The organism is Paenibacillus cookii, from assembly GCF_018333375.1.
Lineage (GTDB): Bacteria > Bacillota > Bacilli > Paenibacillales > Paenibacillaceae > Paenibacillus_AQ > Paenibacillus_AQ cookii.
The window spans coordinates 1-15,683 of sequence record NZ_BORW01000058.1 but is presented as its reverse complement, the minus strand read 5'-3'; the positions used below and the strand labels follow the sequence as shown (position 1 = coordinate 15,683).

16 protein-coding genes are annotated in these 15,683 nt (G+C 47.2%); 11 read left to right on the top strand and 5 right to left on the bottom strand.

The features are described 5' to 3' along the window. A partial coding sequence (locus KI367_RS25850) for a hypothetical protein (protein ID WP_212953033.1) occupies positions 1-251 on the top strand: 251 nt, incomplete at its 5' end. Positions 252-363: 112 nt separating this feature from the next. Here KI367_RS25850 and KI367_RS25845 read toward each other — a convergent pair. Then, complete coding sequence (locus KI367_RS25845) at positions 364-1,257, bottom strand: alpha/beta hydrolase (protein ID WP_212953030.1); 894 nt, start codon at positions 1,255-1,257, stop codon at positions 364-366. A 130-nt stretch (positions 1,258-1,387) separates the two neighbouring features. Between KI367_RS25845 and KI367_RS25840 the strand changes: the two genes are divergently transcribed. From KI367_RS25840 to KI367_RS25830, 3 genes are all read left to right on the top strand, one after another. After that, a complete protein-coding gene (locus KI367_RS25840) occupies positions 1,388-2,359 on the top strand; it encodes a helix-turn-helix transcriptional regulator (RefSeq protein ID WP_212953028.1) in 972 nt (323 codons plus the stop codon). 343 nt (positions 2,360-2,702) lie between these two features. Beyond that, the gene (locus tag KI367_RS25835; protein WP_036710631.1) at positions 2,703-3,260 is read left to right on the top strand and encodes an RNA polymerase sigma factor; all 558 of its coding nucleotides are present in this window, start codon (positions 2,703-2,705) and stop codon (positions 3,258-3,260) included. Continuing rightward, positions 3,257-4,219: a hypothetical protein gene (locus tag KI367_RS25830; RefSeq protein WP_212953025.1), complete on the top strand. Its 963-nt coding sequence runs from the start codon at positions 3,257-3,259 to the stop codon at positions 4,217-4,219. The genes KI367_RS25835 and KI367_RS25830 overlap by 4 nt, the downstream gene beginning before the upstream one ends. Positions 4,220-4,367: 148 nt before the next feature. On the opposite strand, the gene KI367_RS25825 is transcribed toward KI367_RS25830, so the two are convergent. Beyond that, entirely contained in the window at positions 4,368-5,411 is a 1,044-nt protein-coding gene (locus KI367_RS25825) for a zinc-binding alcohol dehydrogenase family protein (RefSeq protein ID WP_212953022.1), read from the bottom strand. 124 nt (positions 5,412-5,535) lie between these two features. Between KI367_RS25825 and KI367_RS25820 the strand changes: the two genes are divergently transcribed. Together KI367_RS25820 and KI367_RS25815 are read left to right on the top strand one after the other, a co-directional pair. Further along, positions 5,536-5,910, top strand: a complete 375-nt coding sequence (locus KI367_RS25820; RefSeq protein ID WP_036710629.1) for a winged helix-turn-helix transcriptional regulator — start codon at positions 5,536-5,538, stop codon at positions 5,908-5,910. Positions 5,911-6,144: 234 nt separating this feature from the next. Beyond that, entirely contained in the window at positions 6,145-8,268 is a 2,124-nt protein-coding gene (locus KI367_RS25815) for a 5'-nucleotidase C-terminal domain-containing protein (protein WP_212953019.1), read from the top strand. A gap of 362 nt (positions 8,269-8,630) precedes the next feature. Here KI367_RS25815 and KI367_RS25810 read toward each other — a convergent pair whose 3' ends face one another. Then, a complete protein-coding gene (locus KI367_RS25810) occupies positions 8,631-9,035 on the bottom strand; it encodes a VOC family protein (RefSeq protein WP_036710800.1) in 405 nt (134 codons plus the stop codon). A gap of 206 nt (positions 9,036-9,241) precedes the next feature. Between KI367_RS25810 and KI367_RS25805 the strand changes: the two genes are divergently transcribed. From KI367_RS25805 to KI367_RS27720, 5 genes are all read left to right on the top strand, one after another. After that, positions 9,242-9,838 (top strand): TetR/AcrR family transcriptional regulator, encoded by a 597-nt coding sequence (locus KI367_RS25805; RefSeq protein WP_212953016.1) that lies wholly within the window; start codon positions 9,242-9,244, stop codon positions 9,836-9,838. A gap of 361 nt (positions 9,839-10,199) precedes the next feature. Continuing rightward, positions 10,200-10,829, top strand: coding sequence for a TetR/AcrR family transcriptional regulator (locus tag KI367_RS25800; protein ID WP_052147025.1), 630 nt, complete (start codon positions 10,200-10,202; stop codon positions 10,827-10,829). After that, positions 10,829-11,293: a PH domain-containing protein gene (locus KI367_RS25795; RefSeq protein WP_246537315.1), complete on the top strand. Its 465-nt coding sequence runs from the start codon at positions 10,829-10,831 to the stop codon at positions 11,291-11,293. The genes KI367_RS25800 and KI367_RS25795 overlap by 1 nt, the downstream gene beginning before the upstream one ends. Beyond that, complete coding sequence (locus KI367_RS25790) at positions 11,280-12,275, top strand: PH domain-containing protein (RefSeq protein ID WP_212953013.1); 996 nt, start codon at positions 11,280-11,282, stop codon at positions 12,273-12,275. The genes KI367_RS25795 and KI367_RS25790 overlap by 14 nt, the downstream gene beginning before the upstream one ends. Before the next feature lie 89 nt (positions 12,276-12,364). Next, entirely contained in the window at positions 12,365-12,790 is a 426-nt protein-coding gene (locus tag KI367_RS27720; RefSeq protein ID WP_036710617.1) for a PH domain-containing protein, read from the top strand. Positions 12,791-12,822: 32 nt separating this feature from the next. Here KI367_RS27720 and KI367_RS25780 read toward each other — a convergent pair whose 3' ends face one another. Next, entirely contained in the window at positions 12,823-15,033 is a 2,211-nt protein-coding gene (locus KI367_RS25780; RefSeq protein WP_212953010.1) for a M56 family metallopeptidase, read from the bottom strand. After that, on the bottom strand, positions 15,030-15,407 hold the full coding sequence (locus KI367_RS25775) for a BlaI/MecI/CopY family transcriptional regulator (protein WP_036710612.1): 378 nt from the start codon (positions 15,405-15,407) through the stop codon (positions 15,030-15,032). Before KI367_RS25775 ends, KI367_RS25780 begins: the two co-directional genes overlap by 4 nt. Positions 15,408-15,683 lie beyond the last annotated feature (276 nt).

Genomic DNA, 15,683 nt, shown 5'->3' with positions numbered 1-15,683 from the left:
CCTCCATCCTTGAGGTTTTTGGGTTTGGTCACTTGAAAACTTCTCCAAGTTGGGGTGAAGTCCCTTTTTTATGTCCGAAAATCCTTACGGCTCAAGGCCTCAGATTACTGCAAAACGCTCATTTAAATAGTAATGTAAATCCTGTGGTTAAACTGTACTTTGTGTTTAGATGCATTATGGTGAACCGTATCACAGGTAAGAGCGAATTGCCCAAAGTTACCTCCTGTGAGAAGTGCAGCAGCGTTCACTGATAAGATAACGAAAGAGAACCAGCGAGTGAATAAGGAGAGTCTTCTGAATATGAGACTCTCCTATTATGCGTTTTCAACTCTAGTATTCGTTAGGTTTGTTTTTATCTTAAGTTCATCTGAGATGTTGTGTGATGAATTGCGCGGCACGGTCCAGTGCTTGATCGGCTTCATCGAGAATACCTGTGAACGCCTGGAAAACATGCGGGACGTCGGCGGTAACGTCAAGGATGACATCCACGCCTGCTGCCCGTGCACGGTCGGTGAACTGCGTGGAGTCGTCAAGGAGCAGCTCGTTGGTTCCGACCTGCAGAAGGACCGGCGGGAATCCGGCAAGATCGGCGAACCTGGCGGGGCTCACGAGTTCATGATTCGGATCCTGTCCAGCGAGGTACAACTCGTCCGTCAATGCAAAGCCCTCACGTGTGAAAAACGGATCAATCCCCATTTTGCTATCCATACTAGCTCCGGAGTGCGTCTTATCGAGCCCCGGCGAGAACGTCACTACCGCTGCCGGCATCGGCAGACCTGCGTCCCGTGCCATCAGGCAAGTCGAGACGGCAATACCGCCACCGGCAGAGTCGCCGGCAAACGCAACAGACGCCGCCGGGGCTCCATTGTCCAGAAGCTCACGATAAGCCGCGAGAGCATCCTCAAGAGCCGCAGGAAACGGATGTTCCGGGGCCAGGCGATAATCGAGTGAGACGGACCGGATACAAGTCCTGTCAACCAGGTTCGCGGTCAGGGACATGGCCGTGTAGGGAGAACCCATAATATACGAGCCGCCATGGAAATAAAGAATGATTCCTGGGCGGACATCTTGTGCGGGGGCAACGCTCACGCCGGGTCGATTTCCGAGGGTCGTCGGCGTGGTTCGTACGCCCGCAGGTACATTCATCGCTGCCATCATGGCAGCGAAGTTCGCGCGCATCTCCTCGACGGTTTGCGGCCTGCTGGGCTTGGGACCCCGCAGCATGTTATCCACAATTTTACGTTGTTCTCTAGACATATGATGTTCTCCTTCTCCTTTTTAAATTCGATTGCTACCGTTATCTCTCCAAGCGATCTCCGGCTTATTTAAAGTGTATAATATAAATGTGACAGAACTTGTCACTATATTTTTTGGGGCGGTGAATATCATGGGAAAATCGAAGCGACTGATAGAATTGATGATGACAGTAAATCGGAAGCGGAAATTCACCGTCAAAGAACTTGCGGAAGAATTTGGTGTGTCTACCCGGACTATGCTGCGCGATTTGCAGGAACTGAGCGGAATGGGGGTGCCTTTATACGCTCAAGTTGGTGCAGGAGGCGGATACCAGGTACTTACGGAGCGAACCCTTCCACCGATTTCATTTACGGAAAATGAGGCCTTCTCCATATTCTTTGCTTCCCATGCTCTTCGACACTTTAGTTCGCTGCCTTTCGAGGCATCTGCGGAATCCGCACGTCGAAAATTTTACAGGTATTTATCGGATGATGTGAAAAGTCAGATCGACGAGATGCGACACCGCATTGACTTTTTTACGCATACTCGGCCAGAACGGGCCGGCTACCTTGAGATATTGCTTCAAGCATCCATTCGAAAGCTGCCTGTAACCATCCATTATGGAACCCGGAAGTATGAGACCGAGGAAAGAACGATTCAGCCCATTGGTATATATGCCCATGAGGGGTATTGGTTTTGCCCAGCTTACTGCTATCTGCGAAAAGCCTTTCGATTATTCCGGGTAGATCGGATAGAGTCAGCCGTTTTGGCGGATGCCGAAGCGGTATCGCCTACAGTGGATGTTTCAGAGGTGGATTTAACGAACTGGGGGCCTCATTTCTACAGCAAACAAGAAAGCGTGGAAGTCAAAGTGAAACTAACGGCAAGAGGGATTGAGTTATTCCGGGATAAGAGCTGGATTTTCCCTTGGGGAGAAGTATATAGTTCCAACGACGGCACAGGCATACTAGAGATGGGGATCCTTCCCTCAGAAATACCCTTCTTCGCTGAATATTTCTTTTCGTTCGGCACTGAAGCGGTCGTACTCCAACCGGAAGAACTAAGGGAAGCTGTCAGAAGGAAGTTGGTCCGTGCTATTGAAGCGTATAATGCCCCAAACTAGCCTCCTGATTTGGATTTGAAGCTGAACCGTATCATAAGTAAAAGAGGTTTTCACCCCACATGAATTTTAATCCAGTAAAAATAAGTAAGAAATAATTATGGCAGGGTTATTGCCGGTGATTTTTATAATCTGTCTTTCCACGAAGAATGGCACGGGCTGTTTAATTTGAATCGATTAGCTATTGGTAACCGGCGGCCATTCCTATATAGAGACCGTTAACTGATGTGTTGACGTTTCATCGGATAACCATTTTAAATTTTATTGTCCCGGAAATGCAACGCTTTCTGCGAAATTTCTACTATATAGATCAAAGGGGTTAAGATTGAAAAGAGGAGAAGACCGGATGGAGGATCATGAAATAGTCCACTTATTCTTACAACGTTCACAACGTGCCATCATAGAGACTAAGAATAAATACGGGGCATACTGCAGAGTGATTGCAAGGAACATACTTTCCAATGACTCCGATGTTGAAGAGTGTGAGAACGATACCTACTTGGCGGCCTGGGAAGCAATACCGCCTCATCTGCCGAGGAAGTTCCCTGTATTTCTAGGGAGGCTTACACGCAACATCGCGCTTGATAAACATGGTTATAATACGGCGAAAAAGCGTAATCGTGAATTTGAAGTCATGCTGACCGAATTGGAGGGATGTTTGGCTTCCCCCCGTACTGTAGAGAAAGAATATGAAGCGGGTGAACTGGCAAATTTGATCAGTCAATTTTTATATGACACCGAAGTGCGTGCAAGAAATATATTTATTCGGAGGTATTGGTACTCCGACTCCATCGGGGACCTTGCTATGCGGTTTAATATGAGCAGTAGCAAAGTGAAGTCCATTTTATTTAGGACGAGAAAAAAACTGAGAGCTTATCTGGACAAAGAGGGGGGTTACCTGTGAAAAGAGAAGAGTTGTTTAGGGAGATCGGATCCATTGATGATCATTTAATTGAGGCAGCCGGGAACTATGAAAAAGCGAAAGGCAAAAGGGGAATTTCGAAAAAGTGGATGACTGCCCTGGTTGCATGTCTTGTTTTATATAGTTCCACCTCCACGGTTTTATTAGCCACGGAATATTATAAACATCAAAGTAAAGAGCTGTACATTCGATATTTAACGGCGGAAGACATGAAGTTGGAGCCTGCTGAGGAGTATGATGCGGAAAAATTTCTGCGAGCTCTAAAAAGCGATAATGACGAGCATGTGTATATTGCGACTAATAGGCTGGTAGAATGCTTTAATGATCCAAAATTAAGAATAAAGGCGTTAAACGAGCTGAAGCCGTTTGTGGCAAATGATAATCAAAAAATCGCTGATGCGGCTGCCTTCGCCGTCGATGTTCTTTCGAAAAGTTATCAAAGCCCCTATATATATAAATTGTCAGACGGCAGTATGATATTTACATTGTTTAACCATTATTCGGATTACGGGAGCCAAAATGTACTATGGAGAATAAAAGACAACGTGCTCAAAGTGTACCTAAGTTTTTCAGAACCATCCATGTACATTAAAGAACTTATCCCTTCGCCGGATCGAAAGCTGGTCGCTGTAGTCACCTGCTCGAATAAAAGCGAATTCATTGAAATTATAAATGTTGAAAAAGGTAGAGTCAGCCCGGAATTAGTTGAATCCGCAAGAGTCAAATTCGGCGCGCAAAACCGTTTAGATACATGGATCCGTTCTGATCATGAGAATTATAGTTTTGCAAATAACATAGAGTGGAAGGACAATGATACGTTGGAGTTTGAGGGTTCTCTAGCCTATCAGGATACGGAAATGATCAAGAATGTTACGGTAGCCTATGAATTCAGTAAAAAGGATCTTAAAGTAACCGAGCTTAACCAAGCTAAAAATCCATAAGAGCCTTGTAGCGGATGCGCGGCAGCAGCGCATCTTTCAGCGTGACCACCATACCACCCATAAAAAAGGCCCCCTATTGGGCAAGGGGGCCTTTGACTTGTCTATTCACATTCCTGCATTTTTGGAACCAAACGCGCCTACTTAAGGATTAAAAGTTCTCTAATACAATTTTTCCAATGGTCTGCCCGGTTTCCAGCTTCTCGTGTGCTAAACGCAGGTTTGCTGCATTGATGGGCTCTAGTCGTTCAGTTAGTGTAGTTTTTATTTTTCCATCATCGATGAAGTCCGCCAGTGTATTCAGCAATTCGTGTTGTTTGATCATGTCTTTGGTATGAAACATGGACCGTGTAAACATGAACTCCCATACAAAGGTTACACTTTTAGGAAACAGCAAGTCCATTTTGAAGCTCCCTGTCCAGGTTTCCTTGTTGATAGGAACGATAGAGCAAATTTTACCTTGAGGGACAATGACTTCTGTCATATTTTCAAGATGTTGGGCTGTATCATTCAAGCAAAAAATATAATCTACGGTGTCAATGCCAACTTCATTAAGTTGGGGTTGAAAAGGGTTGTTGTGGTTTATGATAAAATCCGCACCCAGACTTCTGACCCATTGAACTGACTCTGGACGGGAAGCCGTACCGATGACAGTCAAACCTGCTAATTTGGCAAGTTGAATGGCGATCGATCCTACTCCTCCCGCTGCACCGATAATGAGTATGCTTTTGTTTTCATTTGCGTTTAAGTTAATTCCCAATCGATCAAATAGGCCCTCCCATGCAGTTATCGAGGTAAGTGGTAATGCAGCGGCCGCAGCGAAATCCAAACTTTTTGGCATAGTTCCTACAATTCGTTCATCAACCAAGTGAAATTCACTGTTACTTCCTGGTCGAGACACACTACCCGCATAAAAGACCTTGTCCCCAGGCTGAAACAGTTGGCAGTCAGGGCCGACTTGCTCTACGATTCCAGCGGCATCCCAACCAAGAATTTTCGGTGATTCGGTTTCGTAGTTATGTTTTTGGCGAACGCCTACGTCTGCTGGATTGACAGAGATTGCTTTTACACGTACAAGCAAATCGCGGCTAGTAGGTTTCGGCTTATCCAAATGAAGATCAATCAGGCTTTCTGGATTGGATATGGGAAGGTATCGGTGAGCACCGACTGCTTTCATTTTTTGGTGAGTATTCATGGGGATCCATCCTCTCAAATCGGAAATGTTGTACAGTTGCATTGTAAATCAATCTAATTACTTTTAGTAAGTACGCAGATTTTTATGGTATAGTATGAAAAATCAAACCATTGGGGGGAAGCTGATGGGAGACCGAAGAAACAAATATGGAGTGAACCCGGATATACAAGCTTGTCCGGTCGAAACAACGCTTGATGTCATTGGTGGAAAGTGGAAGGGGATCATTCTCTATCAGCTCTTGGAAGGAACGAAAAGATTCAATGAATTCAGGCGCCTTAATCCGGGAATCACGCAGTTCATGCTCACATTGCAATTAAGAGAGCTTGAACGGGATGGCATCATTCATCGTGAAATATTTAAAGAGGTTCCGCCTAGGGTGGAATACTCCCTTACTGATTTCGGAAGGACTCTGGAACCGGTTATAACGTCTATGAAAACATGGGGGGAGTCTTATAAAGAGTGGCTTAATGAACATCGAACGCTGCAAGAGGACGAGTAAGTTGTGAGCGCATTACTGTGCCATAAGTAACGGCGGTCAATTTGAATGCTGCAAGTCCTTCCTGGACCATGCTCGGATCCACTGCCAAATCCTTTTAAGATGCTAGAGAAACATCCGACAAACCCACCCATCTCCCAAATTTTTTACATAGATTTGATGTACTTTACGATTTTTATGACTTGATTTATGTTAAAATATCTCCGGATCAGAAATTGGAGAGGGGTTTTATAACTCATGTCATGGAAAAACGTTCTGGGTAAAAGCACCATTCGTGTGGCTACGACTGCTCTATTACTTTCCCAACTGTTTGGCGCAGTAGGTTCTGTCTCTGCTGCAGGCAACGATGTCGAAGTACACTTGATTGGTATCAATGACCTGCACGGTCAGTTGGACACCACATCGATAGTTAGTGACAAAAAGGTCGGAACAGCTCCAATTCTAGCAACATATTTAAAAGAAGCTCAAGCCAAATATGAAAACTCCCTGCTCTTCCATAATGGAGACTCTGTTGGTGCATCCGCCCCCGTCTCATCTCTGGATCGTGATGAGCCTACGATGGAATGGATGAATATGATGGGCTTTGATGTAGGTTCTTTGGGCAATCATGAATTCGACCAAGGTATCGCTGCATTAAAAGCACAAATCTTTGGGGGCCTGGATCCAAAAGAAGGCAAGGTAACCCATGCTGGCGCCAAATTTGATTATGTAAATGCAAACGTCATTGAAACTTCCACAGGCAAACCATTGATTAAGCCCTATGTGGTTAAAGAAGTGGGCGGTGTCAAAATCGGATTTATCGGATTAGTAACGAAAGCAACTCCTTCTAAAGTATCCCCAGCGGGTACAGCAGGCGTGCGTTTCTTAAGCGCAGAAGAAGAAGTTGCAGCCGTTAATAAATATGCAAAAGAATTGCAAGATCAAGGGGTAGAAACGATCATCGTCCTGGCACATGATCCGGCAACAACTAAAGAAGGCGTCACCACTGGAGAAGCGGCTGATTTGGCCAAAGCTTTGCCTGCCGATTCCCCTGTTGATGTTATCGTTGCAGGTGACAATCATGCTTTAGCTAACGGTGAAGTGAATGGAAAATTGATCGTTCAGGCTTATTCTTATGGTACGGCATTTGAAGATATTAAGCTGATGATTGACCCTACGACTGGAGACGTAGCCGAAAAATCAGCCACAGTTACAACAACTTTTCAAGACGGTGTCAAAGAAGACCCTGAATCTTTAGCTATTATTAAAAAATCATTAGACAAGCATCCTGAGCTAACGAAGCCGGTAGGTACGACAGATGGTTCTGTCACTCGTACAGATGCTTATAATAACGAAGCACCTCTTGGAAACCTCATTGCAGATGCAATGCGTCAAGCAGACTTTGGTGATAAAGCAGGCGCTGCTGACTTTGCCTTTATGAATCCAGGCGGGATTCGTGCGGATCTGCCGAAAGGCGACGTGACCTTTGCTGATCTTGCTAAAATCCAACCTTTTGGCAATACTTTGGTGAAACTGGAGCTGACGGGTGAACAAATCCAAACCTTGTTGCAGCAACAATGGGGTACCAACGCGGACGGTACACCCAACACCAAAACACTGCAAATCTCTGGCTTGAAGTATACGGCAGATTTCAACAAGCCCGTCGCAGAACGTGTGACTAGTCTGACTCTTGAAGATGGTACGCCGATTGATCCTCGAAAAACGTATACGGCTGTAGTGAACAACTTTATGGCAGCAGGCGGAGATAACTATAAAGTGCTGGTGAATGCCAAATCATCCTTAGCAGGTCCGATCGATCTGGATGTATTCTACCAGTACATCGTGGATACGTTTAAAGGCGGTAAGATTGAGGCTAAAAAAGAAGGACGTATCACGAACCTGGCTGCATCTACCGAACAACCGAAAACACCGGTAACCACAGAAGTCATTTCCCGTGCTGAATTTGTAAGTGCGCTGGTGGACATGTTGAAACTCAACGAGGTAGCCACAGCGCCTGCATTCAAGGATGTTGCTGCTGACGCTGCCTATGCGGATGCCATCGCTGAAGCTGCACATGCCGGATTCATTCAAGGCTACGATGGCAACTTCAATCCGGATCGTGACATCACCCGTGAAGAAGCGGCTACCATTCTTGCTAAATTGTTAAACAATCCAGTTTCCGATAAAGACGCTGCTGCGATCCTTGCAGGTTTCGAAGATGGCAAAACCGTTTCTGCCTATGCGGTTAAATCTATGGCAAAACTGATTGATAAAGGGATTCTCAGTGCAGCGGAGAAAAATTTGCTTCAACCTAAACAAGGACTTTCCAATAACGATGCAAAAGCGTTAATTCAAAAGGCTGTCGCAGCAAAAGCTTCCTAATTAGAATTTATTCAAACCTTATTTTACGGCAGGAAAACACATCCTTTTTTGGTGAATAACCTTTCTTCAATTGATAAACCTCAATTATTCCTTCAATTCTTGGGAAGGTTTATCTGGAAGAATGCTGTATCCCCATTTAGGATGTGTTTTTTCATGCCGACATGACTATAACTAATTCCCAACCCGAGGAGGCTACCAACATTGACCATGCCCTGGCCGCAATCGTAGTCGCCGCCGGTGACTACGGCCGAGCCGCACCGGCTCATCACGACGCCAACGTTCTGGTTGCACCACGCCCTACGGCGGGCAGGAGAGTGCAAGGCGCGAACCCATTAGTACGATTAGCGTAAAAACGCTGTCCGTCAAAGCCTGCCGCTGAACCGCTCGAGCGCTTCTTCGGTAACCGGCGCGAAGAGGTTGACGAGATTGCCGTCGGGGTCGCGAAACAGTGCCGACCGATTCCCCCATGGCATCGTGGTCGGTTCCTGTACCCACTCATCGACAAGCGGCTTCAAGCGCGTGTACTCGGCATCGACGTCGTGGACGCGAAATTCGAGGATGACGGTGTGGTTGTCGGCCGGGCGTACGGAACCAGCGCCAAACAGTTGCACCGTTTGGGAGTGGCCGATCGCCAGCGTGCACGATGGCAAAACGAACTCAGCGAAGACAGGCGCGGGGCGTTTCGCCGAAACGCCTGTGACTTTCTCGTAGAACATGACGAGTCGATCCAGATCGTCGGTAATGATGCGTACAGAAGCGAAATTCATGAGATAACAACCTTTCAATATGGAATACAACGCTACGATACCGTATCGTATCATATTCGCCTGGAAATTACAAGTGAACGCATGACAAAGCCTGGCGCGGTCGTGAATCCGGCGCCCGGGATGTCCTCATGGTATAATGTGAAGGACCTTTGTTTTAAAGTAACGAACCTTAGTTTAAATATTTTGATGTTGACATTGGAGGGAAGATGGTGAATACGTCAAAGAAATCCGAACGTGTGCCGTCGGCCAAGATGAATAGTCGCGTCGAGCGTTCACGACATAACGTTTTGACCACTGCGTTTGAACTGCTCAGCGAAGGCGGCGTGAATGGCTTCACCGTCGACGAGGTGGCGCGTCGTTCCGGGGTCGCGAAGACGACCATCTACCGCCACTGGCCGACGCGGGAAGCCCTGGTGATCGACGCCTGTACACGGATGATTGCCGAGCAGGAAACCCCCGATACCGGCTCACTCGAAGGCGATATCACGGCAATTCTGACGGAAATTGCGCACTTGCTGCCCACGGCGAATTGGTCCTTCGTCCTGCCGTCAATCGTCGACACCGCCGAGCGCAATCCGGAGTTCGCGGAAATCCACAGTCGGATTCAGCGCGGGCACGCCGCGCCCCTGCGAGAGGCCCTGCAGCGCGCGATAGAGAGGGGCGAGCTGTCCGCACACACCGATGTGTCAACGATCGTCGCAGCCCTGATGGGGCCGCTCTTCTACCGCCGCTGGTTCTCGCGCGAACCGATCGACGATCAGTTCGTAAAGGCGATCATCAAACGCGTACTCGCTTCACTTTAGTACGAGACGCCTATCACTGGTTGGCCGGACATCGATGGCGGCTGGCGAAAAATTTGCCGTTTGAGATAGTACGGTTCGCCGTACCATAATCGACACCAAGTTCAGGGGGTGCCGAACATTGGGGTATCTGAAGGGGAGCATTGCTGACAAAAAGCAATGCTCCCCTTCGTCGTTCCGGCGTGATCGCTTTCACTCTGCTGCGAGCAAGCCCGGTTATGCCGAATATCGATCAAAATTGGCCAGAAACAAATGCCAATGGCCTCTTTACGCTTTAGTACGACCGTGCCAATATATATTTGTACGATCGTACTAAATCAAGTTTCTGATTTCGTAAATATTGCATCGGGGTGTGTTTTGGTGTATGGAACAGACGAAAAGAAGAGAACAGATTATGAAAGTTGCCATCGAGACCATCGCCGCGGTGGGTTATTCCCAGGCCTCGGTGGGACAGATCTCCAAACGTGCGGGTATCAGCAAGGGTGTATTTACTTATCACTTTGCGAGTAAAGACGAATTGATGGATCAAATTGTCCGCGAAGTTTATGAAGCCGGTTTCCGGTTTATGCAGCAAAAAGTCGAAGGGCAAACGACTCCCGTTGGCATGTTGACGGCTTATATCGAGTCTAATTTGGCTTTTATAAAAGAGCACCGCGACTACATCGTTGCCTTAGCCGAAATCGTTACGAATGCCCGTACGCCGGAAGGGAAGCTGCGCTTCGCGGGCCAGGCGGACGATACCATTCTCGAACCTCTTATCGAAATCTTTAAATGGGGAGAAGAGACGGGGGAATTCAGGACGTTCACTGAACGGGCTGCTCGTGTCACTGCCTCTGCTATACGCAGTGCGATTGACAGCGTGGCTACCAAACTTGTTGCGCAACCGGACCTTGATATACCAGGCTTCTCCGAAGAGCTTGTCTCGCTGTTTCTTACGGCCGTCTGCAAGCCAAAGGCCAGCACGGCGGCGACCAGGGAAAAGGGGGAAGGATGATGAAGCGTATCGATCCACGAGCGATTCATTGCCGAAGGACCGAAGGATGGGTGAGTAGCGTTGGTTGCCTAATCGTTGTCGTCGTGCTTGGCTGGTTGACTGTACGATACGACTGGCCATTATGGATCGCAGCATTGACGGCCGTAATTTCTGCCGTGATCGTTGTGTTAGAACTGGCCGTATTTCCGAGAGTGCTGTACCGTTCTTGGCAGTATGCGATTTTGGAGAAAGAAGTAGAGCTTCACCATGGCTTTTGGGTGCGGAAACGAACGTTGATTCCAATGTCGCGTATTCAGCACGTAAACGCTAAGCAGGGGCCCATTGAGAAGGGATATGGGTTATCCACCGTAACGTTCGCCACAGCGGCAGGCAGCCACCATATCCCGGCATTATCGGAAGAGGAAGCCGAACGTGTGCGAAGACAAATCGCCGAGGGGGCTAATATCAATAATGAGGAGATCTAAACATAGCCCGATCGAAACGGGGCGACGGCTGCACCCGGTTTCGATGCTATATTTTCTAGCCCATTCAGGAAAAGAACTGGCAGGCCTGCTGCCGCTGATCCCTGTTTGTATCCTTCTAACAAACGATTTATTCGGCAAAGAGGTCAACCGCTTCTTCTTGACCGCCGCCATCGTCATAGCTGCTATGATTTTGTTAATCGGATTGGCTTGGCTGCGTTGGCGTCGCTTTTTATATAGGGTCGAACAGGGAGTTCTTTATATCGAGCATGGTTTATGGGTTCGCCGAAAATTATGGATTTCCAAGGAACGCATTTCGTCATTGGATACGTCCATCAGCATATACGATAGGATATTCGGCCTGGTTCGATTGAAAGTAGAAACAGCAGGAGGAAATGACGAGCCCGAGGCCGTGCTTAGTTCCATAACGGCTGCGGAGGCCGTTCGCATACAAGCCATGCTGGGTTTGCCCAACGACGCAGGTATACCCAGCGTAAACGAAAGCAGACAAAGCCTTGCCACTCATTCGGAGGCAAATGCATTATCTCATGGAGAGTGGCGAATGTCGCTTGGTCATACGCTTATTATGACCATGGTACAAGGCAAACTCCTGGTGATTTGGCTCGTTCTCGCCGGAGGCGGTTTAAAGCTATGGGACCAATGGCTAAGGGGGACTTCAGCATGGGCGTATATTTACGATCGGCTGATGTTAGCCAGTATACCGGGAATGATTGCCATATATGTCATCCTCACCTGGATGATCGCTTTGATAGCAACTTTCTTCTTGGAATACGGGTTCCGGTTAAAGGTACACGGCGATAGCATTACGATAGAGCGCGGATTCCTTGAGAAGAAACGAAAGGTCATCAAGACCAACCGCATTCAGGCGGTGCGTGTGACGGAAAATGTGTTGCACCGGCTTTTCGGCATGGCCAGTGTACGTATTGTCATGTCCGGGAGTTCGGAAGAAGATAAAAAAAGGTAGATTTGTTCCCTCTCGTTTGCGGTTCAGAAATTCCCCCATTGTTCAATAGGGCTTTGCCGGGCTTCACTTTACCCAAAACGTGGAACCGCGTGAGCAAGAAGGGTTATGGTAACTATGTTGTATTTCCCTTCCTTGTCTGCTTGTTAGCAGCGGCAGTTGCTGTCGTCTCGCTGCCTACCAGTTGGCGTTGGTTTGTGCTGTTTATCCCCATCATAGTCTGGTGGAGAGGCGTGTTGGGATTCAAGAAGGCCGCATGGTCACAGGAGGGAGGAGACCAGTTTGCCATTCGGTTCGGAAGTTTCACGAAACAGCAAGTGCTCATCCCTCGGTCCAAGGTTCAGTGGCATAGAAGTACACAGACGTTATTTCAAGAAGGAAAACAGATTGCGACGCTCAGGGTTCATGTGGCATCGAGTAAATCTGGAGCCGTCTTCTTACTCCGTCATGCCCCAGTTACCGATGTCCATAAGCTATCTGACTGGTTATCCTTTTCCAGGAAACAATCGGAGCTTTAGTGAAACCGAACTGGCAATATTGATCAAATAATCTATTGCACGGGAGCCGAAATCATAGCTTTCAGGTTGTCTTCCTGGTACTTGTCCATGCCCCAGAAAACGGCAGTATAATAAATATCGTCCTGCTTCCATAAGTAATAAGGCAGATTTATTTCTTTGCTTTTGCTGTTGGAATAGATGGGCGGGAAGTAGACATGGCTTTTGTCTTCATAAGCCGAAATTTCAATGCCATGAATCTCCAGCTTTCGAGTGAGCGAGAGCTTGGACGTATCGAAAAGCGGCTCCTTGCTCTGATAAAGCGAGAAAGTATCGTTTATATCATAGATTGAGGAATCGTACGGTGCTCGATAGTCCGTCCATAGAGCGTTCACTGCTTGTCTGAAATAATACCCGGTATTCTGATCACCAGCCCTGAGTAATCTCGAGCCTATGAGCTTAAGCCCGGTATCGGGCAATTCGAGCGGGATTTTTACCTTAAAGCCGAGTATGTCCTCCGCTGCAAGAAGATCCTTTTCATCATACAGGGGAAATGAGTTTCCAGCTCCGTCGTAGCGGACATGCCGTACTTCCTTTGGCATAACAAAAGACTGCACCATTTTTGTGAGATCTTCCTGCGACATATGCTCGCTATAATAATCGATTGCGTACCATACGCTGCCATCTTGCCAGTAGAAGCTTTTGCCCGTTTCCGGCCTTTTCTTGTCGCGTCTCATATCCGTGAATAAAGTGCCTTTGACATTGCCGATCGTCACAGCTTCCTGCCGGTATTCAATAGTCTTGTTTGCACCTTGGTGATACGGGGCCCCTCGCAAAAGACCGTGATCCAACAAATTCCCCTTACCCTTGGAAGCACTCACTTCTATTCTTTGTTCATCTTTTTTGCCAAAGTTAGATACAAAAGTAATGGTTACTACATCAATAAGATCGGAGGGAGTGCCATCCTTATGATATAATACCTCCTCTAACTGGTAGCCATCAGGAAGATAGTCAGGCACTTTATAGTCATACTTCGGATAATCGAGTGCCCGATCGAGACTATGAAACCATCTGAAATAATCGTTGTAGATAGGATATAGATTTAAACCAGGGTTTGCTGCTTGGGCCACAGTATCCGACTCGTTACCCTTCCCGTCATCCGACGCATTGGTGAGCAAGATGACACTCAAGACAACAAACAAAAGAATAGCAGCGGCGGATAGCTTGTACGATCCTTTTTTAAACTTGGTGATCATCATCATTCTCCGTTTCGCTTCATATTTGCTGTCCCCAAAATGCGACAGGTTGATCCCAGGAGGAGGTTGTTGGGAAAATGAACGCGACAGCATGAGTAAGGTCCTGCCATAGGGCAAATCTTCGCGCTCTCCCAGTGTTTCAAGAACTTTTGAGTCGCAGGCCACCTCCTGATCGGCCTTCATCTTTCTTACGGAAAGCCACACCAAAGGGTTGTACCAATGCATCCCGACGGAAAGAGCCCACAGGGAATTGAACCATAAGTCCTTACGTTTGTAGTGCACCAGCTCGTGCATCAGGATATGCGTCAGCTGGTTTGGGTCGGCGATCGTGCAGATATCTTCGGGCAAATAAACCCTCGGCTTCCATAAGCCATACAGACAAGGGCTGCGAAGATAGCTTGTTTCATAGGCGTATATCGGTTTTTTTATGTTCAGCTTCCGTTTGCACGCTTCAAGAACGCTAAGTACTTCAGCATCCTCGATCTTTAGGGAGTTTCCGACTTTTTTTCTGAAAATGAGCACGCTAAAAAGGTAAAATCCTCCCAGGCATAGAAACCCTGCAAGCCATACCAGCGAGACAATCGATAGCCAAGTCAGTCTATCCGTGTTCTCTGGGGAATGATCTTGAGAAGAACGTGACACGACGGAAGATATGGGTTCGTCCGCACGGTTTAGGGTAAGCTCGGGAAGCTGTTTTTGTACATCCGCATCATTGGATTGAATTTCCGGGTTGGAGCTGTTCTCGCTAAGGTGAGTAGGTTGCTTACTCGTCTGACCTGAATCCCATTCCATCGGGAACGTTTGCGGCAGCACATTAAACAGGCTCACCGGACTCTGCGGAGCAATGGGAACCAGAAGCTTCATCAACACAAGAAACCACAATATATGAACAAATCTTGGTTTAAGATGCTTTTGGAACAGCTTCCGGGTCAAAAGCAATAACAATAGGATTACCGTTGATGCCACTGAAGCATTGAACAGAAGAGAGAAGGCCGTTTCCAGATACTTCATGACTTCTTCTTATTCTCCAAGATTTGTTGGAGCTCCTCAATATCTTTCTCCGAAAGTGTCTCTTCTTCGAGAAATTTCGCGCACAGCATCCCCACAGCTCCTTTATAAACTCTATTCAGGAATGAGCGATTCTCGGCTTTTAAGTATTCATCATGCGAAACCAGCGGATAGTAGAGGTAATTCCGGCCGGATTTTTCAAACCGAATGGCTTTTTTCTTGTGAAGCCTATTCAGGAAGGTTTTAATCGTCTGATCCGACCATTGCATTTGTTGGGTTAATGCGGAAATGATCTCGCTGGCGGTCATAGGTTCCTTTTGCCAGAGAAGCTTCATCACTTCGCTTTCGGCTTCGGTAATGTGTGGAGACTCGTGCATCGTATTCACCCTTCTAGTTTCTTGTTTACACATGTAAACGATATTTAAAGTTTACAAGCGTAAACGTAATGTGTCAAGCGTACATCGAGCGTAGAACCCAAGAAAGCGCCGAGCACAGTCACAGTTGCAGAAACCAAAGTGATATGGATTTATCCTGAATTTCGAAAGTAACATCGTCTGAAAAACAAGAAAAGGGCTCCAATTCTTTGGTAGAATGGTGTTTGTCCAGAACATCACCTACAAAGAAAGGAGCACCTTTTAGATGAAGTCTACCAC

Bases quoted from the DNA above. Each gene is read 5' to 3' on its own strand.
- KI367_RS25845 (WP_212953030.1), bottom strand. From the start codon at position 1,257: ATGTCTAGAGAACAACGTAAAATTGTGGATAACATGCTGCGGGGTCCC.
- KI367_RS25840 (WP_212953028.1), top strand. From the start codon at position 1,388: ATGGGAAAATCGAAGCGACTGATAGAATTGATGATGACAGTAAATCGG.
- KI367_RS25835 (WP_036710631.1), top strand. From the start codon at position 2,703: ATGGAGGATCATGAAATAGTCCACTTATTCTTACAACGTTCACAACGT.
- KI367_RS25825 (WP_212953022.1), bottom strand. From the start codon at position 5,411: ATGAATACTCACCAAAAAATGAAAGCAGTCGGTGCTCACCGATACCTT.
- KI367_RS25820 (WP_036710629.1), top strand. From the start codon at position 5,536: ATGGGAGACCGAAGAAACAAATATGGAGTGAACCCGGATATACAAGCT.
- KI367_RS25815 (WP_212953019.1), top strand. From the start codon at position 6,145: ATGTCATGGAAAAACGTTCTGGGTAAAAGCACCATTCGTGTGGCTACG.
- KI367_RS25810 (WP_036710800.1), bottom strand. From the start codon at position 9,035: ATGAATTTCGCTTCTGTACGCATCATTACCGACGATCTGGATCGACTC.
- KI367_RS25805 (WP_212953016.1), top strand. From the start codon at position 9,242: ATGGTGAATACGTCAAAGAAATCCGAACGTGTGCCGTCGGCCAAGATG.
- KI367_RS25800 (WP_052147025.1), top strand. From the start codon at position 10,200: ATGGAACAGACGAAAAGAAGAGAACAGATTATGAAAGTTGCCATCGAG.
- KI367_RS25795 (WP_246537315.1), top strand. From the start codon at position 10,829: ATGAAGCGTATCGATCCACGAGCGATTCATTGCCGAAGGACCGAAGGA.
- KI367_RS25790 (WP_212953013.1), top strand. From the start codon at position 11,280: ATGAGGAGATCTAAACATAGCCCGATCGAAACGGGGCGACGGCTGCAC.
- KI367_RS25780 (WP_212953010.1), bottom strand. From the start codon at position 15,033: ATGAAGTATCTGGAAACGGCCTTCTCTCTTCTGTTCAATGCTTCAGTG.
- KI367_RS25775 (WP_036710612.1), bottom strand. From the start codon at position 15,407: ATGCACGAGTCTCCACACATTACCGAAGCCGAAAGCGAAGTGATGAAG.